Origin of the sequence: Microcoleus sp. Z1_B2, from assembly GCF_036700325.1 — a bacterium.
In the GTDB taxonomy this organism is placed as follows: Bacteria; Cyanobacteriota; Cyanobacteriia; order Cyanobacteriales; family Microcoleaceae; genus Microcoleus.
This window is the reverse complement of the sequence record NZ_JAUBOQ010000057.1, coordinates 16987-39738: the sequence shown is the minus strand read 5'-3', so window position 1 is coordinate 39738 and position 22752 is coordinate 16987. Positions and strand designations below refer to the sequence as shown.

19 protein-coding genes, 1 tRNA gene and 1 pseudogene are annotated in these 22752 nt (G+C 45.3%); 9 read left to right on the top strand and 12 right to left on the bottom strand.

Annotated features, from left to right (window positions below; all coding sequences use genetic code 11):
• Positions 1 to 266: 266 nt before the first annotated feature.
• The 3 genes from sppA to QT984_RS25615 all read right to left on the bottom strand — a co-directional run bounded on the left by sppA (position 267) and on the right by QT984_RS25615 (position 4214).
• Complete coding sequence (gene sppA, locus QT984_RS25625) at positions 267 to 2087, bottom strand: signal peptide peptidase SppA (protein WP_333052823.1); 1821 nt, start codon at positions 2085 to 2087, stop codon at positions 267 to 269.
• A gap of 248 nt (positions 2088 to 2335) precedes the next feature.
• Positions 2336 to 3385: a type 2 isopentenyl-diphosphate Delta-isomerase gene (gene fni / locus QT984_RS25620; protein ID WP_333052824.1), complete on the bottom strand. Its 1050-nt coding sequence runs from the start codon at positions 3383 to 3385 to the stop codon at positions 2336 to 2338.
• Positions 3386 to 3530: 145 nt separating this feature from the next.
• Positions 3531 to 4214 carry an SDR family NAD(P)-dependent oxidoreductase gene (locus QT984_RS25615; protein WP_333052826.1) on the bottom strand — a complete coding sequence of 228 codons (684 nt, stop codon included), beginning with the start codon at positions 4212 to 4214 and terminating at the stop codon, positions 3531 to 3533.
• Between the two features lie 218 nt (positions 4215 to 4432).
• Between QT984_RS25615 and QT984_RS25610 the strand changes: the two genes are divergently transcribed.
• Complete coding sequence (locus QT984_RS25610) at positions 4433 to 5542, top strand: S-(hydroxymethyl)glutathione dehydrogenase/class III alcohol dehydrogenase (RefSeq protein ID WP_333052929.1); 1110 nt, start codon at positions 4433 to 4435, stop codon at positions 5540 to 5542.
• A 137-nt stretch (positions 5543 to 5679) separates the two neighbouring features.
• The gene (fghA, locus tag QT984_RS25605) at positions 5680 to 6534 is read left to right on the top strand and encodes an S-formylglutathione hydrolase (protein WP_333211947.1); all 855 of its coding nucleotides are present in this window, start codon (positions 5680 to 5682) and stop codon (positions 6532 to 6534) included.
• Positions 6535 to 6556: 22 nt separating this feature from the next.
• Here the strand turns inward: fghA and QT984_RS25600 are convergent, their stop codons facing one another.
• Positions 6557 to 6841: a tetratricopeptide repeat protein gene (locus tag QT984_RS25600; protein ID WP_333052830.1), complete on the bottom strand. Its 285-nt coding sequence runs from the start codon at positions 6839 to 6841 to the stop codon at positions 6557 to 6559.
• A gap of 164 nt (positions 6842 to 7005) precedes the next feature.
• A complete protein-coding gene (locus QT984_RS25595) occupies positions 7006 to 7920 on the bottom strand; it encodes a branched-chain amino acid transaminase (RefSeq protein WP_333052831.1) in 915 nt (304 codons plus the stop codon).
• A 286-nt stretch (positions 7921 to 8206) separates the two neighbouring features.
• Between QT984_RS25595 and QT984_RS25590 the strand changes: the two genes are divergently transcribed.
• Positions 8207 to 8575: a Lin0512 family protein gene (locus tag QT984_RS25590; RefSeq protein ID WP_333270096.1), complete on the top strand. Its 369-nt coding sequence runs from the start codon at positions 8207 to 8209 to the stop codon at positions 8573 to 8575.
• Positions 8576 to 8746: 171 nt separating this feature from the next.
• On the opposite strand, the pseudogene QT984_RS25585 reads toward QT984_RS25590, so the two are convergent.
• Positions 8747 to 9166 (bottom strand): annotated as a pseudogene (locus QT984_RS25585) (DUF4142 domain-containing protein); the annotation flags it as partial.
• A gap of 374 nt (positions 9167 to 9540) precedes the next feature.
• Positions 9541 to 10173, bottom strand: a complete 633-nt coding sequence (locus QT984_RS25580; RefSeq protein WP_333375208.1) for a hypothetical protein — start codon at positions 10171 to 10173, stop codon at positions 9541 to 9543.
• Positions 10174 to 10421: 248 nt separating this feature from the next.
• Between QT984_RS25580 and QT984_RS25575 the strand changes: the two genes are divergently transcribed.
• Complete coding sequence (locus tag QT984_RS25575) at positions 10422 to 11141, top strand: SAM-dependent methyltransferase (RefSeq protein ID WP_333375206.1); 720 nt, start codon at positions 10422 to 10424, stop codon at positions 11139 to 11141.
• A gap of 180 nt (positions 11142 to 11321) precedes the next feature.
• On the opposite strand, the gene QT984_RS25570 is transcribed toward QT984_RS25575, so the two are convergent.
• The 4 genes from QT984_RS25570 to QT984_RS25555 all read right to left on the bottom strand — a co-directional run bounded on the left by QT984_RS25570 (position 11322) and on the right by QT984_RS25555 (position 15698).
• Positions 11322 to 12422 (bottom strand): iron-containing redox enzyme family protein, encoded by a 1101-nt coding sequence (locus tag QT984_RS25570; protein ID WP_333052838.1) that lies wholly within the window; start codon positions 12420 to 12422, stop codon positions 11322 to 11324.
• A gap of 172 nt (positions 12423 to 12594) precedes the next feature.
• Positions 12595 to 12783: a hypothetical protein gene (locus QT984_RS25565; protein WP_333052839.1), complete on the bottom strand. Its 189-nt coding sequence runs from the start codon at positions 12781 to 12783 to the stop codon at positions 12595 to 12597.
• A gap of 144 nt (positions 12784 to 12927) precedes the next feature.
• Entirely contained in the window at positions 12928 to 13491 is a 564-nt protein-coding gene (locus QT984_RS25560; protein WP_333211940.1) for a hypothetical protein, read from the bottom strand.
• 434 nt (positions 13492 to 13925) lie between these two features.
• Positions 13926 to 15698 carry an AAA-like domain-containing protein gene (locus QT984_RS25555; protein WP_333375204.1) on the bottom strand — a complete coding sequence of 591 codons (1773 nt, stop codon included), beginning with the start codon at positions 15696 to 15698 and terminating at the stop codon, positions 13926 to 13928.
• 175 nt (positions 15699 to 15873) lie between these two features.
• Here QT984_RS25555 and QT984_RS25550 point away from each other — a divergent pair, with 175 nt between their 5' ends.
• The 5 genes from QT984_RS25550 (at position 15874) to QT984_RS25530 (ending at position 22172) form a co-directional block, all read left to right on the top strand.
• Positions 15874 to 16419 (top strand): NfeD family protein, encoded by a 546-nt coding sequence (locus QT984_RS25550; protein WP_333314680.1) that lies wholly within the window; start codon positions 15874 to 15876, stop codon positions 16417 to 16419.
• Between the two features lie 177 nt (positions 16420 to 16596).
• The gene (locus tag QT984_RS25545) at positions 16597 to 17157 is read left to right on the top strand and encodes an SPFH domain-containing protein (protein WP_333052843.1); all 561 of its coding nucleotides are present in this window, start codon (positions 16597 to 16599) and stop codon (positions 17155 to 17157) included.
• 125 nt (positions 17158 to 17282) lie between these two features.
• The gene (locus QT984_RS25540) at positions 17283 to 17804 is read left to right on the top strand and encodes a type IV pilin-like G/H family protein (RefSeq protein WP_333233580.1); all 522 of its coding nucleotides are present in this window, start codon (positions 17283 to 17285) and stop codon (positions 17802 to 17804) included.
• 19 nt (positions 17805 to 17823) lie between these two features.
• The gene (locus QT984_RS25535) at positions 17824 to 20751 is read left to right on the top strand and encodes an AAA-like domain-containing protein (RefSeq protein WP_333211930.1); all 2928 of its coding nucleotides are present in this window, start codon (positions 17824 to 17826) and stop codon (positions 20749 to 20751) included.
• Positions 20752 to 21113: 362 nt separating this feature from the next.
• Positions 21114 to 22172: a potassium channel protein gene (locus tag QT984_RS25530; RefSeq protein ID WP_333052846.1), complete on the top strand. Its 1059-nt coding sequence runs from the start codon at positions 21114 to 21116 to the stop codon at positions 22170 to 22172.
• 459 nt (positions 22173 to 22631) lie between these two features.
• Here the strand turns inward: QT984_RS25530 and QT984_RS25525 are convergent.
• Positions 22632 to 22703, bottom strand: a tRNA-Thr gene (locus tag QT984_RS25525).
• Between the last annotated feature and the right edge of the window lie 49 nt (positions 22704 to 22752).

Sequence of the window (22752 nt, the reverse complement as noted above, 5' to 3'; positions counted from 1 at the left end):
AGATTTTAGATTTTAGATTTTAGAGGCGACCCCACGGATAAATGCGGGGGCAATAAGTGATTTTCGATTTTCGATTTTGGATTGATTCCACGGATAAATCACGTGGCGGGTACCATCAAGAAATTCGCTTGTCAGCCTACTTTTACCAAATCCGGGTTAAAAACCCCGATCGGACTCAGCGCTTGCAACGGTTCAAGAGCAAAACTTTCGTCCGCACAGAGGGGGAGTGAAGAATAAAGGGGTAAAAATCCCGGATTTGGCATTAATTAATCAATCCGCAAATTGAAAGGCAAGCGAACGTAAATCCCCTGCGGGTCGTTCATCGACTTGATCGCAGCCAATTCCTCTTGCATTTTCTTAAATTCGGCCGTTAGCGGGTCGAGTTTGGCGGCTGGTTTCAAAACGTGAACGCCTGAAAGTCTTTCCAAAATTCGCTCCTCCAAAGTGCGGCGTTTTGGATATTCTTCCACCTTCCAATCGTCGCCTAGTTTAGCTTGCTTAGCAGCCTCTCTGACAGCATCTTCAAGACCGCCAATTTCATCCACTAAACCCAACTGTTTCGCGGCCGTACCAGACCACACCCTGCCTTGAGCAATTTCTTGTACCTGGTTTTTCGGCAGTTTGCGGGCGGTGGCGACTTTAGTAATAAATCGATCGTAAATGCTATCGACTCTCCTCTGAATATTCGCCAATTCTTGAGGATTTTTCGGGCGGGAAACCGTGTTAATATCTGCAAAGCGGGCGGTTTTCACCACGTCCCAAGTCAGGCCGTTGTTAGCAGCCAACTTTTCGGCGTTGAACCGCATTCCAAAAACGCCTATCGAACCGGTAATCGTATTCGGTTCGGCAAAAATGCGGTTGGAACCCATCGAAATCCAATAGCCACCGGATGCTGCTAAATTGCCCATTGAAACAATAACTGGTTTCTTTTTCCCCGTCAGCATTACTTCGCGTGCAATTACTTCGGCCCCCGTCGCGCTGCCTCCGGGACTGTTGACGCGCAAAACTACGGCTTTTACGTCGTCATCTTCTCGGATTTTCCGCATTGCTTGAGCGATGCGATCGCCTCCTACTTGAGTCGGGCCCCCTTCGCCGTCTACAATCTCTCCTTCAGCGTAAAGTATAGCAACTTGGTTTTTCTTGTCAGCGCGAGTTGAGTTTTTATTTTCAGCAATTCTCGCGTAGTTTTTCAAACTAATTTGCTTGAAAGATTTGTTTTCGCGATCGGTTCCTGTGAGTTTTTTGAGTTCTGTCGATACTTCGTCAAAGTATACAACTTTATCAACTAACTTGTTTTTGAGAGCTTCGTCAGCCATCAAAATTCCGCCCTTATCTGCAAGCGCTTGCAGTTGCGGCACAGTCACTTTGCGACTTGGGGCGACAGTTTTCAGGTATTCTCCCCACATATCTCCGAGCAACTTTTGAGTTTGCTGGCGATTTTCGGGACTCATTTTTGTCAGCAAAAACGGCTCAACGGCTGACTTGTATTTGCCGACGCGAGTGACTTGCACTCCCACGCCGTATTTTTCCAAAGCACCAGTGAGAAACATTGCCTGACTGCTAAAACCGTTGATTTCCAAAGCGCCGTAAGGATTTACGGCAATTGTATTAGCAACGGAACCGAGGTAATAATCTCGCTCATTCCAGTCCATCTGGTAAGCAAAAATGGGTTTTTTGGCATCTCGGAAACGCTGCAAGGCCGATCGAACTTCTTTGAGATTGGCAAACCCGCTGCTGCTCGAATTTGAGCTGCCTTCAAGATAAAGGCCAACGATTTTCGGGTCTTTTTTCGCATATTCGATCGTGTCTAAAACAGTCCGCAGCGTCACTGTATCGCCGGAATCTTCCGAAAGCACTTCTTCAATCGCCGCGCTAGTGCTGCGGCTCGGTTTGCTGTCGGTAATATTTAAAGAAAGGTCTAATACCAATACAGACTTATCTTTAACTTGCGGGCCTGAATCTTTAGACGACGATGCCGCCAGAGCAATTAGTAGTACCAGTCCCCCCAATCCGATGCTGCCCAGCAGCAACAATCCTAGGAAGGTTCCCAGTAAACTTGCACAGGTATATTTTAGGAAATCTTTCATTAGATAATTGGTAATTAGTTATTAGTCAATAGTCAATAGTCATTAGTTAGAGTATATCCGGTGAGAGTGGAATGATACCGAGACGAGCGTCCCGCTCGCACTGCAATCGGAATGATATTTTTCCGATGCCAGCGGAAACGATATTATGGGTAATTCCTGCAACTAGGATTTAGCAATTATCCTCTGTCGTAGTTATTAGCTAATGACTTTTGACTGCTGACTAATGACTTTTGACTGCTGACTCACTTTTATCTTAACCTTTCCAAAACCCCAGAATGTTTTAGCTCATCCAAATTACCGCAGCCCGTACAGAACATCACGGTGGCGATTTCTGCAATTAAAACCTCAGCTAGAAGGGCTGCGGCGGATTCCGATTCCGCAGCAGCTTGTAGAAACGGCCGCGCCAGTCCCGCAATATCCGCGCCAAGGGCGAGAGCCTTCGCTGCATCCAACCCATTCTGCAAGCCTCCAGAGGCAATCAGAGGAACATCCGGCGCTACGGCGCGGGTGCTGACAATGCACTCGGCTGTCGGTATTCCCCAGTCGGCAAAGGTTGCGCCCAACCTGCGCTGCTTGCCATCTTTAGCTCGCTCTCCTTCTATTTTCGCCCAAGAAGTGCCTCCGGCCCCGGCAATGTCGATCGCACCTACCCCGGCGGCGAGCAATTTCTTTGCCATTTTTCCTGAAATACCGTTGCCGACTTCTTTAGCAATAACTGGTACTGGTAATTTATCGCACAATTTGGCAATTTTATCTAGCAGTCCTTTAAAGTTAGTATCGCCTTCGGTTTGGACGCACTCTTGCAGCGGATTGAGGTGCAAAATTAGGGCATCTGCTTCGAGAATATCAATGATTTTTTGGCACTGTTCCAAACCGTAATTGTAGTTTAATTGAACGGCTCCGATATTTGCAAATAACAGAATATCTGGAGCGCGGCGGCGGACGGCAAATGTAGGAGCGAGTTGAGGATTTTCTACAACAATTCGCTGGGAACCGACTCCCATTGCTAGTTTGTATTCTTGCGCGACATCGGCGAGGCGATAATTGATTGTCTGGGCTAATTCTGTGCCGCCGGTCATTGAGGAAATTAGCAGGGGAACGGCTAGTTTTTTGTTGAGAAATGTGGAGGTTAAATCTATTTCAGTGCGATCGAGTTCTGGCAAACAGCAGTGTTCAAAACGGTAGCGTTCGAGGCCGCTGGTAGTTTCGCGAAATTGTACGTCTTCTTCGAGGCAAATCCGCAGGTGGTCTGCTTTGCGGGTTTCGGTTTGCGAGGGGGAGGTTAGCGGCAAGTTCACTGTGGCTATTTGGGGAAAGAGTTGTGATTTGGGAATATAGCAATTTTATTTCATTTTTGATTTTTTTTTATGAACCGCAGAGAGCGCAGAGGGCACAGAGGAGAAGAAAGGAGAGAGGTTCGCAAATCCTGTAAGGGTTGTTGTATTATCCAGGAACAGTCAGCGGCATTCCGTTATCTGAAGCTTTCAACTTGAGTAAAAAAGGAACTGCTTTTTGCACCCATGCTTTGACTGATGGGTAATTTGCCGCATCTTCTCCGAAACAAATGTCTAGCATATCGGTGTGAATTATCCCCGGATTCAAAGGAAATGCTGCCATACCTGCGGGCAATTCTTGAGCGAGCGATCGCGTAAGTCCTTCTATTGCCCACTTGGAAGCGCAATAGGGAGCGACTTCCGGCGAAGTTGACCTTCCCCAACCAGAACTAAAGTTGACAATTATGCCACTTTTTCGAGCAATCATTGCCGGGACAAAGTGACGAATTACATTAGCTGTACCTTTAATGTTAACATCAATTACCTGAGAAAATTCTTCGTTGCTGATATTCCAAAGAGGCGCGAGATGATTAGCTACGCCTGCATTATTAATTAACAAATCTGGGGGAGCATTTTTTGCCAGCATTTCTGTGGCCCAAGCTTTTACTCGATCGTCGTTGGTGACATCCAAACAAGTAAAATGGTGGGGCGCACTATATTTTTGTCGGAGTTTTTCCACCGCTTCGGAAGAACGGGCGCATCCCACAACTGTATGTCCCAATTCAATAAACTTTTCGGTCATGGCAAGACCTAGACCGCGACTGACTCCGGTAATTACAATTAATTTTGTCATAGATTTGCTCCAAGTTTGACATTAAGTAATACAATACATCTTGACCAAGAATTTCTTCATGTGGTACCCGCCACGTGATTTATCTCGCGCAAGTCAATCCAAAATCTAAAATCCTTGCGTCCCCCGAATTAATCTCGCGCAAGTCAATCCAAAATCTAAAATCTAAAATCTAAAATCGAATGACTGGTGAATTGACAAATCGATCGCAGGGAGAAAGCATGAAAGTAAAAGCAGCAGTTGCTCGCAGTGCCGGCAAACCTTTGAGCATTGAAACGGTTGATCTAGATGGGCCGAGGGCTGGAGAGGTGCTGGTGGAAATTAAAGCCACGGGTGTTTGTCACACTGACGCTTACACTCTTTCCGGTGCCGATCCAGAAGGCTTGTTTCCGGCTATTTTAGGCCACGAGGGAGCCGGGATTGTCGCAGAAGTTGGGCCGGGAGTCACGAGTGTCAAAGTGGGCGATCGGGTAATTCCTCTCTACATTCCCGAATGTCGCAACTGCGAATATTGTTTGAGCCGCAAAACTAACCTCTGTCAAGCAATTCGCCTGACTCAAGGCCAGGGAGTGATGCCCGACGGCACGAGCCGATTTTCCATAGATGGGCAGAAACTATACCATTACATGGGAACTTCTACCTTTGCTAATTATACAGTATTGCCAGAAATTGCGGTAGCCAAAATTCGCGAAGATGCTCCTTTTGATAAAGTTTGTTTAATCGGCTGCGGCGTAACAACTGGCATCGGCGCTGTCATCAATACTGCGAAAGTAGAGCCGGGATCTAATGTGGTAGTTTTCGGTTTGGGCGGCGTGGGTTTGAATGTAATTCAAGCAGCTCGCATGGTGGGAGCTAACATGATTGTCGGCGTAGACTTGAACCCCGACAAGCGAGAGATGGCGGAAAAATTCGGCATGACTCACTTTGTCAATCCCCGCGAAGTCGAAGGCGATTTAGTGCCTTATTTAGTAGATTTAACCAAAGGCGGCGCTGATTACAGTTTTGAATGTATCGGCAACATTAATGTGATGCGCCAAGCTTTAGAATGCTGCCACAAAGGTTGGGGCGTGAGCGTAATTGTCGGGGTAGCGGGAGCCGGTCAAGAAATTAGCACCCGCCCGTTTCAGCTAGTAACTGGTAGGGTTTGGAAAGGGACGGCTTTTGGTGGCGCAAAAGGCCGAACTGATGTGCCTAAGATTGTGGATTGGTACATGGACGGTAAAATTGATATTGACAGTCTGGTAACTCAGGTAATGCCGATCGACAAAATCAATGAAGCCTTTGATTTAATGCACAAAGGCGAAGTAATTCGCACAGTTTTGACATTTTGAAGGAAAAAGGAAGAAGGAAGAAGGAAGAAGGTACTCTTCCGCGCACCCAACATAACTTCTCTCTTCTCTCTTCCTCTGCGCCCTCTGCGCCCTCTGCGGTTAAAAAAAATCTAATTCAAAAATGAAATAGAATTAACATGATATCAGACTCCCTAAAACTGCACAAAGAACAGAAAAGTTTCCGTGGCAAACTCGGCTTTTACAGCCATCAATCCTCAACCTGCAACAGCGAGATGAAATTCGCAGTTTATCAGCCGCCGCAAGCTTTATCTCAACCCGTACCCGTCCTGTATTTTCTATCAGGTTTAACCTGCACAGAAGAGAACTTTATGGCAAAAGCGGGGGCGCAACAATTTGCGGCCAAATACGGGTTAATGCTGGTTGCGCCCGACACAAGCCCGCGCAATACAGGCATCCCTGGGGAAGATGACGATTGGGATTTAGGAAGTGGTGCAGGTTTTTATGTTGATGCGAAAGCCGCACCTTGGAATGCTCACTATCGAATGTACAGTTATGTGGTTGATGAATTGCCGAATTTAATCGCCGACAATTTTCCGGCGATACCGGAAAAACAAGGAATTTTCGGTCATTCGATGGGCGGACACGGGGCTTTAATTTGTGCGTTGAAAAATGGATCTCGCTATCTTTCAGTTTCCGCTTTTGCGCCGATTTCCGCGCCAATGCGCTGCCCTTGGGGACAAAAAGCTTTTGCAAACTACCTCGGCAGCGACAAAGAGATTTGGAGGGCTTGGGATGCTAGCGAATTGGTGCTTGAGGCGCAATACAACCGTCCGATTCTGATTGACTGCGGCACGGCTGATTCGTTTCTTGCTGATGGGCAGTTGTTGCCGGAAGTGTTCGCGGAAGCTTGTGCAAAAGCGGGACAGCCCCTGAATTTAAGGATGCAGGAAGGTTACGATCACAGCTATTATTTTATAGCTAGTTTTATCGAGGATCATATTCAATTTCACGCGGCTGCTTTGTGTGAGTGAACTTTAGTTTGTAGTAAGGACTTTAGTCCTTAAACCTAATTTCATTGTGCAGCGCACTCCAGGGGACTAAAAGCATATCAGCTATTTGCGATTGTCCTCTAGACCTGTAGATATCCATAGCTTTCTCAAAATCTTCAATTCCCCCCTGTAAATCTCCTGTTCCACTTCGAGCTGTAGCACGAATCATGTAAGCTTCTACAAAGTCAGGATTGAGATTTATTGCTTGAGTAAAAGCTGCAACTGCTTCCTCGTACAGCCCCCTGCGACCGAGGTCGAATCCTTGTTCGTAAAATTCTCGAGCTTCCATAGCATTTCTTAATTATCGATGTAGTTAATTCTGGAGCGTCGATATAGAAGTTTTTAAGCCGATGAAATAGAGCAGACGGGTGTAAGGACACGGCAGTCCCGTTGATGGTTTGTAGTGAGGAATTTAGTCCTTAAAAGAAGGACTGAACTCCTCACTACAAACGGTTAATTAAGATCAATCGGAAATACCCAGTCTTTATAATTGCTGTCGCGATTTTCGATAATCCCGGTTAGTTTGTCCAAAATCTTTTCGGTGATGGGTCGGTTTTTGGGCAAGTGATAGTTTTCTACTCGCTTAATTGGCGTAATTTTGGCTGCAGTTCCGCAGAGGAAAATTTCGTCTGCAATCAACAGTTCTGATCTATCAACGGGTCTTTCTATGACTTCAATTCCTAAGTCTCTGGCGATTGTGATTACGCTGTCTCTGGTAATTCCTTCGAGAATATCTTGCTCGAAACCGGGAGTAACTAATTTACCGTTTCTGGCGACAAATATGTTCATCCCTGAAGCTTCGCTGACTTTTCCCTGAGTGTTCATCATAATTGCTTCGTCGAAGCCGGATTCTACTGCTTCGGTTTTGGCTAAAGCTGAGGTGATGTAGGCGCCGCTAATTTTACCTCTTAAGGGCAAACTGCGGTCTTCTTGGCGGTACCAAGAGCTAATTCTACAGTTGACTCCTTCTTTGGGCAAATAGTCGGAAAGTTCTAATCCGTAGACAAAAAAGTCGGTTTCTACGTTGTGCAGTCGGGGGGCAATTCCTAAACTGGATGTGTAGATAAAAGGGCGGATATAAAATGATTTTGTTGGTTGGTTTTTCTGGACAAAATCAATAATTATTTGTTGGATTTTGCTGGCTGGTAAATCGCAGTTGAGGAAGCGGGCACTTTGACTTAATCTTTGACAGTGGCGGTCTAATCTAAATAGCAATATTCGATCGGCATTTTGGGGGTCTGGAATTCCCCGCAACCCGCCTAAAACTCCGGTTCCGTAGTGCAGTGCGTGGGTGGCTATGGAAATTTTGGCGTCGGTAAATGGGAGAAATTGGTTTTGAAAGTAGGCAATTGGTAGAAAACTATCCATGATTCAAGCTGGCGATGAGTTTGGCAGTCCGCGAGGAAAGCTGAATTTGGTTATATTACCATAAGTTATACCACTTTAGATTTTAGATTTTAGATTTTAGATTTACAAGGACTGATTTGATATCAGTTTGGCTCTGGTCAAAAGTTACCTTTTTTTGATTAAATGAGATGATTATTGTGTTATTCGAGGAATCGATAAAATAATATAAAGTGCGGTCATTTTGGTTGATAATTGTTTTGGGAAAAACTGCGATCAACTAAAAATAAAAATCAACCAAGGGGCAACTATGGCACGTAAATGTTTCATTATTGAAATGGGGATGGGTATAGACCAGCACGGGCAGGAACCGACTGTAGCCTGTGCAAGGGCTGTACGAAATGCGATCGCCCATAATGCTCTCCTAGGCGTCTGGGAAGTGGCGGGTTTGACTGACCCGAATCAGATGATTGTTGAGGTTAAGGTGGCTGTTCCTTACCCGGAACAAGTGCGGGAACAGGAGGTGTTGGCGGTGCTGCCTTTTGGCAGCAAAACTCTGATTGTGGAGCAAGGAGGCATGATTGTGCCAGGAAGGGCGATCGCCTCTCTGAATGATAAAAATGATGAAATGCTAATCGCTGTGGCGGCTGTGACTGTTTTTGTCGAAACTGAGGACTAATTAATTTGGTGTTCTTTGAATAAATCGCCAGATCGCACTTGCTTGTTTCCGCGATCGGGCGATCGAACGCCTGTGTGTAAAAAAATGATTAATTTAGGCTAAGTCTCGAATTAGGAAAAGTAGAGTGCGATCGGCTTTTAGGCGATCGGACTCTACCTCCTCTACCTGATATTACGGCTGACTGGTATCTGCCAACATTTGGTTAACCATTTGCAAGTGCGCCTGAAGGTTCGGCAACTTTTGGGTTGCCCAAGCCTTCAATTCGGGATCTTGTCCCTGTTGAGATTGAGCTTGAAACAAAGCAATAGCCTGATTGTGGCTGTCGATCATAGCCTGCTTATAAGCCCTGTCAAAACTTGTACCAGAGAGTCCCGAAAGTCGCTCCATCAAAGCTTTGTTCTGGGTACTCATTTCGGTTGGCAGTTTTACCTCTTTTTGCATTGCTAACTGCATCAATTCTTCATTAGCCTGGGTGTGTTCCTCAACCATTTCTTGCCCGTATTGTTTCACACTAGCACTAGAACCGCGCTCCACGGCTAACTTGCCGAGCTGCACTTCCATCATACCAATTTGACCTGCTTGCATGGCAAAGTTTTTGTCTTGGCTGCTGAGAGAATTAGGCGAAGTTTCGCTATAGCAATCCTAAATGAATTGTGTAATTTTTGTAGGGCAAACCCCCCGTGGTTGCCCCGATCCGTGGGGGGTAGGCACTCTTAGCACTACCCCTACATATTTGTACAACTGATGCGAGGATTGCTATATCGTGTCCGCTAACATAACCCCTATTAGCTGTGTAGTGAGGGCTTCATTCCTCAACTTTTGATGATAAGGAAGAATCCTCACTACCAACCAATTGCAGTGACGTTATTCTAGCGGGCATGATCTCATCAGTCATTAGCAATCTACTCATCACTTGTGATTAATGCTTTACGTTGATAGCTGTTGGAATCGCGGTGGTACACAAGTTAATCGAGCCTGTTAATCGGCTGGCGCATATCCCATTGCAATTCGGCTAAAACCAGCAAGCTAAATACCATTACGGTTCCCGTAAATAGGAAAGACCAACCGCCCGTGTAAGGCAAAATCAAAATTCCCACCAGGTGAAGTAAACTTGCGGCTAAAAGCGCGCGCGATCGCACTGCAAATCCAGTCCCCAAATACCCTATTCCGCTCATTCCCAACCACAGGGGACAGAGATTCGCCAATACTTTTCCCCAACTGAGAAAAATTGCTAAATCGGTCAGCAGCAATCCTAATAACATTAGTATTACCCAACCGTAAAGCACCCAAAGCAGGCGTTCTATTTTGACCCAAGAGTATGTCATGCTTACCATTGCGGCTGTACCTACGAGGCTGAGCGCTGACCACAAACCGGCTTGCAGCATCCAACTCACCGAAAAAAATTGTGCTGTGCCGAACATGGGTATTAACAGCAAGCTCCACAGCAAGCAAGTTCGATCGAGACAAGTATAAAATTGTGAATAAAATCGATCTTTGCCAAGGGGAAACTGAACCTGCCAAAGCCCTTCTAACTCCGGAACCTCGATGTTAAGCTGTTTCCGGCGCAGAGGCGGAACTGAATTATTAAAAAAGGTCATATCTGATACTATTAAAATTTACAATTATTTGCTTAGGTACTATCTCAGCAGCAATCGCTCTAATTGCAATCTGTCAATCGGATTAATCTAGTTAATTGGAGAATCTGCCTGCAGTAATAGTTATTCGATCGCACCAGGTAAAACAGGAAGAGATAGATTGCACAAGTTGATTAAATAGCTCTTGCGACAGATGGCTGGAATATTACTGATTCGATAATTTTAAAATAGTTAACTTTGTTACAGAATTTATGCTCACTTCATCGCATCCTCTCAAACAGGTATTCCACTGCCCGGAAGAATCGGATTTTTACGCGCACTGCTTGGAAAGTTTAGTGTTAAATGCTAGTGACAATTATCGATTTATCGTAGAGTTTGGTTCAGGAGAGGGAAGTCCGGTTATTAAGTCTTTGCTGAGAAGTGATTTTGATGGGACGATACAGGGATTTGAGCTAAATAATGTAGCTTGGAAAATTGCTCAGTCTCAAATTAAGCAATATGAACTGAGCGAACGATACACCGTCAACAATTGCTCTTTTTTTGATTCGCCTTTATACGAGTCGGCGGATTGTGTCATCTCAAATCCCCCTTACTTGCCGGCGGTGGATGATAAGATTTACCAGCCTCTGTTGCACGGCGGGAGTGATGGTTCGACAATTGCTAAAAAACTTTTATCTTTGGGCTGCGATGAAGTTTTGCTGATGGTTTCTAGCTATTCTAATCCTGTGGGTTTGATCGATTATGCCTTGGATCGAGGCTACTCGGTTGCGAATTTTGAAATTGCACCTTTAACTTTTGGCTATTATAGTTCGGAACCCAAGGTGAAAAGCGCGATCGCCACTCTCAGAGAACAGGGAATGGCTTTTTATTCGGAAAATATCTATCTGCTGGCTGGAGTTTTGTTTAAGAAGCACCAAAAGTCGCCCAGAGATTTGTCGATCGAGCTAATTCAGTTAATGACAGCATTTTAAAATACAGGCCTGGTAGGTGCAAGATGCCTGTTCCACCATGGTCAGCAACAGGCAAGATGTCTGTTCCACAAAGAGTGTATTTCTTGTGGAACAGGCATCTTGCCTGTTCCTAAAAGGCTTATTGAGAACGGTGCACAATCTAGGGTGCATCAGTCTCTGACCCACCCTAGGATATAGCTGTTAATTCCGTTCTGCCGCTTGGATCGATCGCACCACAGCAGCAGCAGCCCGATCGCCGATCGACTTCTCCTGATCGTACCCCAACACCAGTTCCCAAGCCTCCTGCGGGTATCTATCAACCAGCGGGATCGCCACTTCATCCAACATCCACCGGCCATGACGTTCATCTTCTTTGATGTGGAGTTCCCAATAACCCATCGCAGCGTGCGAGAGGCCCAAACGCTGGGCGGCGGCTAGATAATTGCGGTAAGCCACAGGCCCCGCCACCTCAAAATATGTGAGTCCGCCGTTATAGCGCAGAAAATGGCGCTTGCGTTCCGTCAGCAGGAAGTTGTGATTAATACTTGCGAGCACTTCCCAAGGCACTAAATCGAAGTACGCTTCCGGTTCCGTACTCATATCGAATTCTGCCAGCATTTGAGCAAAAAAGGTCGAGTGCTTGCGCGGGAGGCGACCGCCGCCGTATTCTTCGATCAGCACTCGCGTAAGGGTGCACTGAATTTCGTTGCCGGCACCGCCGATGATGCGAGAAACACGGCTGGCTTCCACTAAACCGTCGAAGGAGGCGATCGCCAGTAGGTGTTTGTATCCCTCTTCAGTCATCTGTTCCCGCTGGTAGCGATCGAGCTCAGTTAGCGGAGGATCGACATCTGCCGCGGCGCGATCGCGCAGCGCTTGCTTGACATCCGGCAATTTTTGCAGCGCTGCAACGTCGATTTGTGCGATTTCCCACTGCTGCCAAGGTTCCTCAATGCGATCGCGCACGGAACGCAAATAGTGCGATCGCTCGTTATTGTAGCGGCGCAAATCGTCGTACCAAAACAAGTTGAGGCGGTTGATGCGGTAAAGTATGCGCTGCAAGAAGCGGTGAGCGGCCTCATCGCCCGGTTCCTGTTGGTAAGCTGCTTGAATTGCATAGGCGATCGCGCTTTCAAAATCGCTGACAAGTAACGGTTTTGTCGCCACCGTCTTGTCTAAATCCTCGACTTCTAGCAAATTGACAAATTGGCGATCGGCCGCTTCGTAATTTGGGAGTGCGGGTTGCTTTTTGGGAAGACTCGGCGAGTCGGAAGAAGGAAGTATCTCTAGGGTGTTTTGCATGGAATAAAGTTATGCTAACTCTAATTATTGTGGTGCCTGCCCAAACAGCCAACCGTTGCTGATTGCTGAGGATTATGGCTACTTTTCTTGAAGATAGCTAATCTGTCAGCACGATACACCTTTCTATTGATAGAGATTTGACAAAAATCTAATTGGTCACAACTGCCCCGATTCATTCCGAAAGCAGGGTGACTGACGGAGACTTTATCAAACTCCCCAAAGTAATTGGAGCTAATATCTGAGCATCTTTTGGAGCCGGCACTGCTTGCCGCCACGCTTTGATACCTCCTGAAAGGACAACAACATTCAGGCTAATATCCTTAATCTTATTTGATAATTTCAGGTAACATGAGATTCTCATTAATGTCGATATTTATACTATATCCGGGTTTACAACCCCCGTTCTTGTCATTGTTCACTGCGTGAAGCAATCGCAAACATTCTGCTTCTAGACAGAATGTTTTACATGAGCGGTTTTCAGACGAGTAAGCGTATTAATTTTTTGTCAGTAGGAGAGCGCCAAATAAAACCATCGATTTTTTAATTTTTTGAGGTTCACGAAAGGATGTTTTTGTTTACGTATAAAAAAGGAAATTTTCCGTTCATCGCTGTCTGAGCGATAGATGAAATAGCGAGTTCCGTCTCCGAATCCCATAGTGCTATGAATAAAGATAACTTCCAGCACTCCGCCCTTTGCGATCGCCCTGACTTCTCCTCCCCGCGACAGCCCTTTAAATTTTTCAGGTAAACTAATTTTTATTCCCCGATTATAATCGTCTGTTGAACTTTGTTTCTCTCCTTTTAATTGCCCTGAATGAATTAGAGCGACGATTTCTTCTCGGTGTTTGACATAAGCATTAAAGTTATTCACTGGATTCTCGTGGTATAAAGCCTGGTTGAATCCAATCATCAGAAGCAATAAACTAGAAAAAAGGATCGATGTCTGACATAAAGCTAGTCTGCTGTAATTTCGCCACAGGTTTTTAATATCTCGTACCAACTTCCTAGTAGCGATCGCTGCTATGAAAGTAGCAGGTAAAATTAAAAATCCCAAATCCAGGAACGTCATTGGCAAATTAATTTTTGGCAAAACTGGAAAATAAGAAATTGTAAAAAATATAGTGAACCCAGAAATAAGTAGGCTTACTATCACAGAGGAAATATTGGGTGTGTTGGCTTTGCGAGCTTTTCTGTCAGCGGTGAATTCAAGACGGTGTAAGTTTCTCATAGTCTCATCTTTTTCGCTCGATGTCTCTATTAAATCAGGTGGCTATTTGAGAACTTGAGTGAGTTCTCATCGACTTCTCATCGACTTTTCCAGGAGTTACGCAACGCAGACCTGTGACAGAAACCGGGTTTCTGGCCAAGACTTTGCAATCAACCTGAGATTTTTGCTCAGAAACCCGGTTTCTCTGGAGTTATCGCAGGGTTAGAAACCGGGTTTGTGGCCAAGACTTTGCAATAAACCCAATGTTTTTTGTCAGAAACCCGGTTTCTCTGGGCTTATAGCCGATCGCCAAAATACTCCTGATACAACCGACATCTCGGAATGCAATGATTTCCATCCAATTTCACCAACCCCATACTATTTAACTTAAACCCCAATTCAGACCTCAATCTAACTGGCTGGGAAACACTCACAATCTCTCTCATCGCCTCCATTAATTCCGAGTATTTCTCTAAATTCCATAAATGCCGCCGCAAATGATCGCTATAAATTCCCGCTTCAGTTGCAGATTCTTTCACTAACCGATCTAAAGTCACATCTTGACGGGAAATATGATACATTCCTAGGCGCACTAAATAAGGATTTCCGCCCACTAACCCCATCACTTCTCCAACTTCATTCCCACTCCAATTCAATCCGTGCCGTTTAGCCAAATCTTGCACTTGCTGCGAATTAAACTCAGGCAAATCAATGGGCAACCCTACATTAAACGGCGATTTATTCACATCCAGCGGGATATAAACTTCCGTCGAATGCACCACAATCAAACGAAACTTTTTCCAAATATCTCGCCGTTTTGCTTCTTCATGCAAAGCTCGCAATAACCCAAAAAAATCATCGGCAATTTCCGGCGATTCAAACAGGCGATCGCTCTCATCCAAGCCTAACGTCAGAGGTTTTGAGGATTCTGACAGCAAATACTGTTCAAAATAAGCCTTGCAGCACTGATTACTGCCAATTAAATCGGCTAATTCCCAACACTTGGGCAACTGCTCCAGCATTCCTAGCTCTTGACCGATGCTAGCACAAAACCACTGCAAAAATGTATCTGAATTAGCGAATATTTTACGATTGGCTAGCTGAAAACTCAGCGCTACCGTGCGAGAACCTTGCAGTTCGGCGTGATGCAAAATCCTTGCCATCAAGGAAGTTTTGCCCATTTGTCTGGGTGCTTTTATACGGATCAGGGCTCCCGGTTGGGCGATCGTCTCGTAACAGCGGGATTCGATCGGAGGGCGATCGATATAAAAACGAGAAGCTATTTCAACTTGTCCTCCCGGCAATTCTGGGGGCGCGGCTGGCAGGGGTTGACTTATTGACTGTTTGGTGCTAGTAATTACTTGCCATTCTACAGCCAATTCATGGTCGGCAGTTAACGATGTGCGACCTTCTTTGATAATGGTTAAAATTTGTGATAATAACTTAAATGAGTCGCCAACACCGCGCCACAGCCAGGGCTGAATTCCTGCTAAATAGCTCAGTAAATCAAAGGAAAGCGGTGTATTTAATTCAACTAAAATCGGTAAAATTGCGGGTTTATGAGCAGTTAGATTGTGCAATTCTTTGGCTAGCTGCACTTGTTCCAATACCATTTCGCTAGCGGCCGATTCTTCGGAAATCAGCAGCAGCAAATAATCGCAACGCTTTAAATATGAGGCTGAGTCGCTGCTGTTGTTAATAAAAAAGACTTCGTGGCCTCCCGCACTCAAAGCTTGGTGTAACTGCTGAGAAAGGGTTTTGTGTGAGGTGGTGAGGGCGTTGGCTAAGCCCTCGAAGACGATCGCCACTTTGGCCCTCACCAGCACTACCTCCTCTGGCTCTGAATTCGCCTCAAAATCGGCTATATCGCGCCATTCCTGCCCCAATCCGCGACAAATTTCGATGAAATTGGCATAATCCACAGGTTTGCCATTCAGAAAATGGCTGACTGTAGATTGGGCCATCCCTAAATCCTCAGCCAGAATTTTCTGACTGGGGAAGCCATTTCTCAGGAGACAGGATTTAACTGCACGAATGCACTCTTCGCGCACCCTTAGCGATCGTGGCATTGCTTATCACAATCAAAACACTGAAACCATCATAAATGCCAACCGCCCCTAAAGTCGATGAAAAGTCGATGAAAAGTCGATGAATTTTCAAATAACTCAGTCGCCAACTCAAATAGCCACCTGATTAGATTAGAAATAACAAGGTTGAATCCCATCAAAACGAGGTAAAAGCATTGTGTATTCTATCCTAATTTTGTCGCTGGCCTCAGCCACTAATCAACCAGGTTTCGCCTTCACCCCCCCCCTATTCTGGCTGCTGATCGGAGTTGTGCTTAGTGCGATCGAGCTATTAATCATCAAAACTCAGCCCCAAAAATACAGATTTTACCTGCTAATGATGGGAGCTTCGGCTGTAATTGAATCATTTATTTTGTGGAGAGGATCTGTAGTATTTGAGTTTAGTTGGGCGAACATAATGTATGAAGATTTTGACTGGCAAATCTTCTACTGGATGGGGATAGCCCTCGCGCTGAGCATCTGGATTAGACCAATTTTCATTGTTCGCAAAAAGTTTGTCATTCCCGAAGCCACGGAAGCGACAACTATCTCCGAAATTTTCCCCGGAGAAACCGGAATGGTGATTTATGAAGGGGCTTCGTGGAAAGCTCGCAATGAAGATTCCCAAGGGGCGATCGCACCCCGACAAAAAGTTTATGTTTTGCGCCGCGAAGGAAACACGTTGATTGTTGTACCTGACAGATTAATTCACATCAACGGCTAAACCTTGGCACTAACCTCAATTCATTCAGGAATTACGCACGCTGTGTTGAGAAACCGGGTTTTTTACCGAATCTGCGGGCTCTAACGAAATATTTTCGTAAAAAACCCGGTTTCTAAATCCCAATGTGCAAATCCTATCATCTTTAGTTCACAGCTTAAAATTAGCAGGAGATTCACTATGTATCACTATTTTTTGACGATTTTGTTTGCAATCACCGGAGTATCCTTAGCCAGCAGCGTAAAAATCGTCCGTCAAGGAGATGAGGCGTTAGTCGAAATTTTCGGAAAGTACGATCGCAAGAAACTCGAACCGGGTATAACCTTTTTGATTCCCTTTGTCGAACAAGTCGCCTATAAACAAACTCTGCGCGAGCAAATTTTAAGGCTGTCACCGCAAGAATGCACGACGCGCGATCGGGTTGCCGTCACCGTTGATTTTATTGTGTACTGGCGAATCATTGACTTAGAAAAAGCTTCCTACAAAGTGCAGAATCTCAAGGAAGCGATGTTAAATATGCTGATTCTTTCAATTCGGACTCACCTTGCTAAATTATCTGTTGAGGAACTCTACACGGCTCGACATGAGATTAATAATGCTTTAGTGGAAGAGTTGGATACAACGACAGATCCTTGGGGTGTGAAGTTTACGAGAGTGGAATTGCGCGATTTTGCGATCGGCAGTAAAGTGATTCAGCCCACATCCATTGACCGGAAAGAAGTACAAAAGCTGCGAGCTTAGAGATTAGTATTCCCTCGTTTTCCTCGTTTTCCTCGTTACCAGGCTCTTCCTGGTAACGCAGATCCAGAGGCTCTGCCTCGCCGACTTTAATTCGCATTGTATATACCATTTAAGGAGACAACACCATGACTAACAATCAAGAATCAATAGTTCGCAATGCAGCTTGTCGCGGTTGCGGATGCTTATTACTTATAGCCGGTATTGGAGTAATGAATGGGATAGCTCTGCCATTTTATCTAAATAATACCAATAGAAGCAAGCAGTCGGAAGCAAAACAGTATGTGAGCTCAATGAACAAGGCGCAGCAAGCTCACTTTGCTGAAAAAAGTGCTTTTGCCACTTCTGTTAATGCTTTGGAAATTGGGATAAAAACGGAGACAACAAAATACAAGTATTCAGTTCGCGCCACAAAGCAAACTGCTTTTAATTATGGAGTCTCCAAGCAACCACAACTTAAGAGTTATGTCGGCGGTGTCTTTCTAGTTCCTGTTAAAAAATTTGAGCCCAAGGCTGCTAAAGATGGAATAATAACAACAATATCCATATTCTGCCAAGCTGATTCTCCCGGTACAATTAAACCAGCGGAACCCACCTATGAAAATGGTAAACTTGCTTGTAGCACAGGCACAACACAAATGACCAGATAATCTAACTAGAGGCTAGATCATGACAGTCGATTACCAATATCAAATCGGTGGCAGTCTCCCGCAAAATGCACCTACTTATGTAGTGCGACAAGCTGACTCAGAACTTTATCAAGCCCTCAAAGCCGGAGAGTTTTGTTACGTGCTCAATTCCCGACAAATGGGCAAATCTAGTTTGCTAGTGCGAACTGTACAAAAACTCTCGGCTGATGGCATTGCTTGTGCTACGATCGACCTTTCGGACATTGGCAACCAGCAAGTCTCTCTAGATAAGTGGTACGGCGGCGTCGCTTACAAACTCTTGTGCAGCTTCAACCTGTTTAACCCAGTCGAGTTTATGGCTTGGTGGCGGGAGAGAGAGTTGATGTCGCCGGTGCAGCGCTTAGGAGAGTTAATTGAAGAATTGCTGCTGGTCAAAATTTCTCAAAACCTGGTCATTTTTATTGATGAAATTGATAGCGTTCTGAGTTTCCAAGAACCGCTAGACGATTTTTTTGCATTAATTAGATGTTGCTACAATAAACGCGCTCACAATTCAGAATACCAGCGCATTACATTTGCTTTGCTGGGAGTAGCTACCCCATCGGATTTAATTAGCGATGCAACTCGCACGCCCTTCAATATCGGTTTACCTATTGAATTGCACGGTTTTAACTTACAAGAAGCTCTGCCTTTAGCAAAGGGGTTTGAGGGAAAAGTAGAGAATCCTCAAGAGGTTTTAAAAGAGATTTTGGACTGGACTGGAGGGCAGCCATTTCTGACTCAAAAGCTTTGCAAGCTGATTTTGTACCATGTAAAAAGTTTAGCGTCGGCTTCTATTATATCAGATTCAACGGATGAAAGCAAAACTGAAAATATTACTATAAATCAATTATTAATTAGCGAGATCGTGCAATCTCATATTATTGATAATTGGGAATCGTCCGATGAACCAGTACACATTAAAACAATTCGCGATCGCCTTCTCAGAAGTCCGCACCGCGCCAGTAGGTTATTAGGACTATATCAAAAAATATTGCCACCCTGCGATCCCCCCCAACCCCCCTTAATAAGGGGGGAGAAAATGCCAGAATTACCCTTGTTAAGGGGGGCAGGGGGGATCTGCGCCGATGATACTCCCGAACAAACCGAACAGCAACTGAGTGGAAATCAGCAACCTTCAGAACCCCCCTTATTAAGGGGGGCAGGGGGGATCTGCGCGGATGATACTCCCGAACAAACAGAATTGCGGCTGAGCGGATTAGTAGTAAAACGAGCCGGAAAATTAACCGTATCCAACCGCATTTACGCAGCTATATTCAGCCATGACTGGGTAGAAAAAGCGCTCGGCGACTTGCGCCCCTATGCTGAATCCCTAACAGCATGGATAGCTACCAATTGTCAAGACGAATCTCGCTTGTTGCGCGGTCAAGCACTGGAAGATGCCCGACAGTGGGCGGCAAATAAAAGCTTGAATACCCAAGATTATCAATTTTTAGGTGCAAGTCAAGAAGCGGAGTTTGCCAAATTGCGCGATCGCGAAAAACAAACTCAAGCTGAAATGGAACAACTGCGCCGCGAAAAAAAGTTACTAGAGGAACTAAGCGAAGCACAAAAGCAGAAAAAAGTGATTGCAGCTAAACTTTGGCGCGAGCAACAACTGAGAGTGCAAACAGTTACCGGCTCCGCAGTCATATTAATATCAATCCTGATAGTAACTTTTTGGGTAAAACCGTCAATCGAAGAAAGAAACAACAAAATTCTCACTCTCAGTTTGCTATCAGAAACGCTATTTGCTGCGGATAAAAAAGAAGAAGCTTTGCTAGAAAGCATCAGAGCTGTTACAGAAATGAAACGATCGCTCGGAGTGAGTTCAGATATTCAGATGCGAGTGGCGATCGCCCTAGAACAGGCAGTTTACAACTTTCGGGAACGCCGCCGCTTGCAGAGTCAAGCCAGTACCCTTGCTTTCGCGAGTTTCAGTCCCGACAGTCAAACAATTGTGACTGCTACCGATGATAATTATATCAAGCTTTGGCAAACTAATGGAACTTTGCAAGCAACATTAACAGGGCATACTGATAAAATTATCAGGGCAGTTTTCAATGCTAGCGGTCAGATAATTGTCTCTGCAAGCGACGACCAAACTCTCAAAATTTGGCAAAAAGATGGCAAGTTAATTCATGATATAAAAGCACACAGCGGTCAAATAACAAGCGTCTGTTTGAGTCCAGATGGTAAAATTATTGCTTCAGCAAGTGCCGATGGAACAGTTAAGCTATGGAAAATCAACGGTGAAGAATTGTCAAGTTTAAAAGTCGAGCGAGGTTGGATAACCAGCGCGAGTTTTAGCCCCGACGGTCAGATAATTGCTGCGGCTGGCACTGATGGCACTGTTAAACTTTGGAGTTTGAGAAAGATTGTGGAAAAGTTGCAAAAACAGCAGTCAATTGAAGCAAGCTCCGATATCAAATTGCTCCGAACTTTACAGATTGAAAGTGATAAAATAATGAGTGTAGCTTTCAGTCCAGATGGAGCAATGCTGGCGACTGCAAGTGCTGGGGGAACTGCGAGAATTTGGAGCAAAGACGGCACACCGCTAAGTATTTTAAAGCATACAAGTGGAGTGACTAATATCAGCTTTAGTCCCGACAGTCAAATGTTGCTATCTGCAAGCACAGACAAAATGGTGAGGCTGTGGAACATTGACGGTACATTGCTCAAAACTTTAAAAGGTAACAAGGATGCTGTTTGGAGTGCGAGTTTTAGTCCAGACGGCAAAGCGATCGCTACTGCTAGCGCTGACGGTACGGTGATGCTGTGGAATTTTAATCTTGACGATTTGTTGCAGCAGGGTTGCGATGGAGCCCGCAATTATTTTCAGACAAATCCGATCGCCTATCCCAGCAATCGCCACCTCTGCGACGGGATTGGAACTCAGTCGGAACTCACGCAAAAAAAACCGGGTTAATCGATTTTAGATTTTAGATTTTAGATTTTAGATTAAAGAATTGAAGCATTGACTTGCGCGAGATAAATTCGGTGGCTTGTATCCTGGATGCTTTCGGTCAAAATGTTGAGTTTGGCAGCAAAGTATCTAGGCAGAAACTGGCTTTTTGACCAAGATTTTCAAAGGTGGTACCCGCCACGTGATTTATCTCGCGCAAGTCAATCCCAAATCGAAAATCCTCAACCCCCCGCATTTATCCGTGGGGTCGCCTCTAAAATCTAAAATCTAAAATCTAAAATCTAAAATCGATTGACCGCCCCTGCGTCTAGGGCTGATATCGTTAAAATTAGTAGCAGCTAATAGGTAATAGGTAAGCCCGATCGGTGTATTCAACTCTAGAACAAAAGTACCAGCGCCTGCAAAAAGACTTAACGGGCGGAGTCATCGCCCTGGGCGGCATTTTCTGCACAGGTACTCTCTGGTATTGGCAGGTGGAAAAATGGTCTTTGCTCGATGCCGCTTACATGACAGTATTTACCCTAGCCACTGTCGGCTACGGTGAACTTCAGCCCCTCGGTCAACGCGGGCGAATGTTTACCATATGCCTGATTTTGATGGGCGTGATTGTGATTGGTTTCATCGTCAACCGCTTTACAGAAGCACTGATTGAAGGATATTTTCAAGAAGGAGCAAGAATTAGGCAGCAGCGACGATTGGTAGATTCTTTGATCGGGCATTACATTCTCTGCGGTTTTGGGCGCACTGGCCGCCAGATTGGCTTGGAATTTCAGGCCGAAAATATTCCTTTTGTGGTCATAGATTCGGCGGTACAGTCGGTTGAGGCAGCCTTGGCACTGGGGTACACGGCTGTCCAAGGAGACGCGACTCTGGACGAAATTTTGCTGAGTGTGGGGATCGATCGCGCAATTTGCATAGTAGCAGCTTTGCCTTCGGATGCCGAGAATTTATACACTGTCATGTCAGCGAAAACTCTGAATCCGAAAGTACGGGCGATCGCCCGCGCCACCACAGAAGAAGCCGTAAAGAAGTTGCAGCGGGGCGGCGCCGATGCCGTCGTATCCCCCTACATTACCGGGGGAAAACGCATGGCGGCGGCGGCTTTGCGGCCTCAAGTTATGGATTTTTTAGACGGTGTTTTGACCGGCACCGAGAGTTCTTTTTACATGGAGGAATTTTTGGTCGATCCCAATAGTTGTGTCTACGTTGGGGAAACTTTGAGAAATGCCAAGTTGCGATCGCAATCGGGGGCCTTGGTTTTAGCAGTGCGGCGCGCTGACGGGACTTTGATTGTCGGGCCTACCGGAGAAACTGCGATCGAAGGAGGAGATATGCTGATTTGTTTGGGCACCGCCGAACAACTGCGAACTCTCAATCAAATCCTCAGTCCCCTGAGTTTTCGCCTCCCCCGGCCCCCAAAGTAATACGATGTCAGGTTTGTACTGTTGGCTGTTGACTGTTGACTGTTGACTGTTGACTGTTGACTGTTGACTCTGGGTCGAAAAACTCAATGGTTGAGTGTTAAATGTTGACTCAATTTTATTATTCAAATGCAACCGGAAACGATATGATATCAAATCCGTTGGCATCGTCCTGTATTCATCTCTCTCTTCCCTTTCTCTGTATCCTCTGTGTCCTCTGCGGTTTCATCATTCCGATAAAACCGGAATTGATATGACAACTCACTGTTTGGACATTTGAACAATACCGATGCAACCGGAAACGATATGATTAAAAAAATTCATAATCTCCACCACACAAGGATTTAGGGAAAATAAAAATGCTCTCGGCGCCGAGAGCATTTTTGAGCAGTTAAACTGCGTTTTGATCACAGTTTGAGCTCAGTCATAGACTAAAGACAGACAAAAATCGCTGAAACCCAAAGCCGATGGTGGGATTTGAACCCACGACCGTTCGATTACGAATCGAATACTCTACCCCTGAGCTACATCGGCACAGACAATTTTGGATTATAGCACAACCTCAGCGAAAAAAGCAACGAGT

Excerpts from the sequence above, each read along its gene's own strand:
- sppA (WP_333052823.1), bottom strand. The coding sequence starts at position 2,087 with ATGAAAGATTTCCTAAAATATACCTGTGCAAGTTTACTGGGAACCTTC.
- QT984_RS25615 (WP_333052826.1), bottom strand. The coding sequence starts at position 4,214 with ATGACAAAATTAATTGTAATTACCGGAGTCAGTCGCGGTCTAGGTCTT.
- QT984_RS25610 (WP_333052929.1), top strand. The coding sequence starts at position 4,433 with ATGAAAGTAAAAGCAGCAGTTGCTCGCAGTGCCGGCAAACCTTTGAGC.
- fghA (WP_333211947.1), top strand. The coding sequence starts at position 5,680 with ATGATATCAGACTCCCTAAAACTGCACAAAGAACAGAAAAGTTTCCGT.
- QT984_RS25600 (WP_333052830.1), bottom strand. The coding sequence starts at position 6,841 with ATGGAAGCTCGAGAATTTTACGAACAAGGATTCGACCTCGGTCGCAGG.
- QT984_RS25595 (WP_333052831.1), bottom strand. The coding sequence starts at position 7,920 with ATGGATAGTTTTCTACCAATTGCCTACTTTCAAAACCAATTTCTCCCA.
- QT984_RS25590 (WP_333270096.1), top strand. The coding sequence starts at position 8,207 with ATGGCACGTAAATGTTTCATTATTGAAATGGGGATGGGTATAGACCAG.
- QT984_RS25580 (WP_333375208.1), bottom strand. The coding sequence starts at position 10,173 with ATGACCTTTTTTAATAATTCAGTTCCGCCTCTGCGCCGGAAACAGCTT.
- QT984_RS25575 (WP_333375206.1), top strand. The coding sequence starts at position 10,422 with ATGCTCACTTCATCGCATCCTCTCAAACAGGTATTCCACTGCCCGGAA.
- QT984_RS25570 (WP_333052838.1), bottom strand. The coding sequence starts at position 12,422 with ATGCAAAACACCCTAGAGATACTTCCTTCTTCCGACTCGCCGAGTCTT.
- QT984_RS25565 (WP_333052839.1), bottom strand. The coding sequence starts at position 12,783 with ATGAGAATCTCATGTTACCTGAAATTATCAAATAAGATTAAGGATATT.
- QT984_RS25560 (WP_333211940.1), bottom strand. The coding sequence starts at position 13,491 with ATGACGTTCCTGGATTTGGGATTTTTAATTTTACCTGCTACTTTCATA.
- QT984_RS25555 (WP_333375204.1), bottom strand. The coding sequence starts at position 15,698 with ATGCCACGATCGCTAAGGGTGCGCGAAGAGTGCATTCGTGCAGTTAAA.
- QT984_RS25545 (WP_333052843.1), top strand. The coding sequence starts at position 16,597 with ATGTATCACTATTTTTTGACGATTTTGTTTGCAATCACCGGAGTATCC.
- QT984_RS25540 (WP_333233580.1), top strand. The coding sequence starts at position 17,283 with ATGACTAACAATCAAGAATCAATAGTTCGCAATGCAGCTTGTCGCGGT.
- QT984_RS25535 (WP_333211930.1), top strand. The coding sequence starts at position 17,824 with ATGACAGTCGATTACCAATATCAAATCGGTGGCAGTCTCCCGCAAAAT.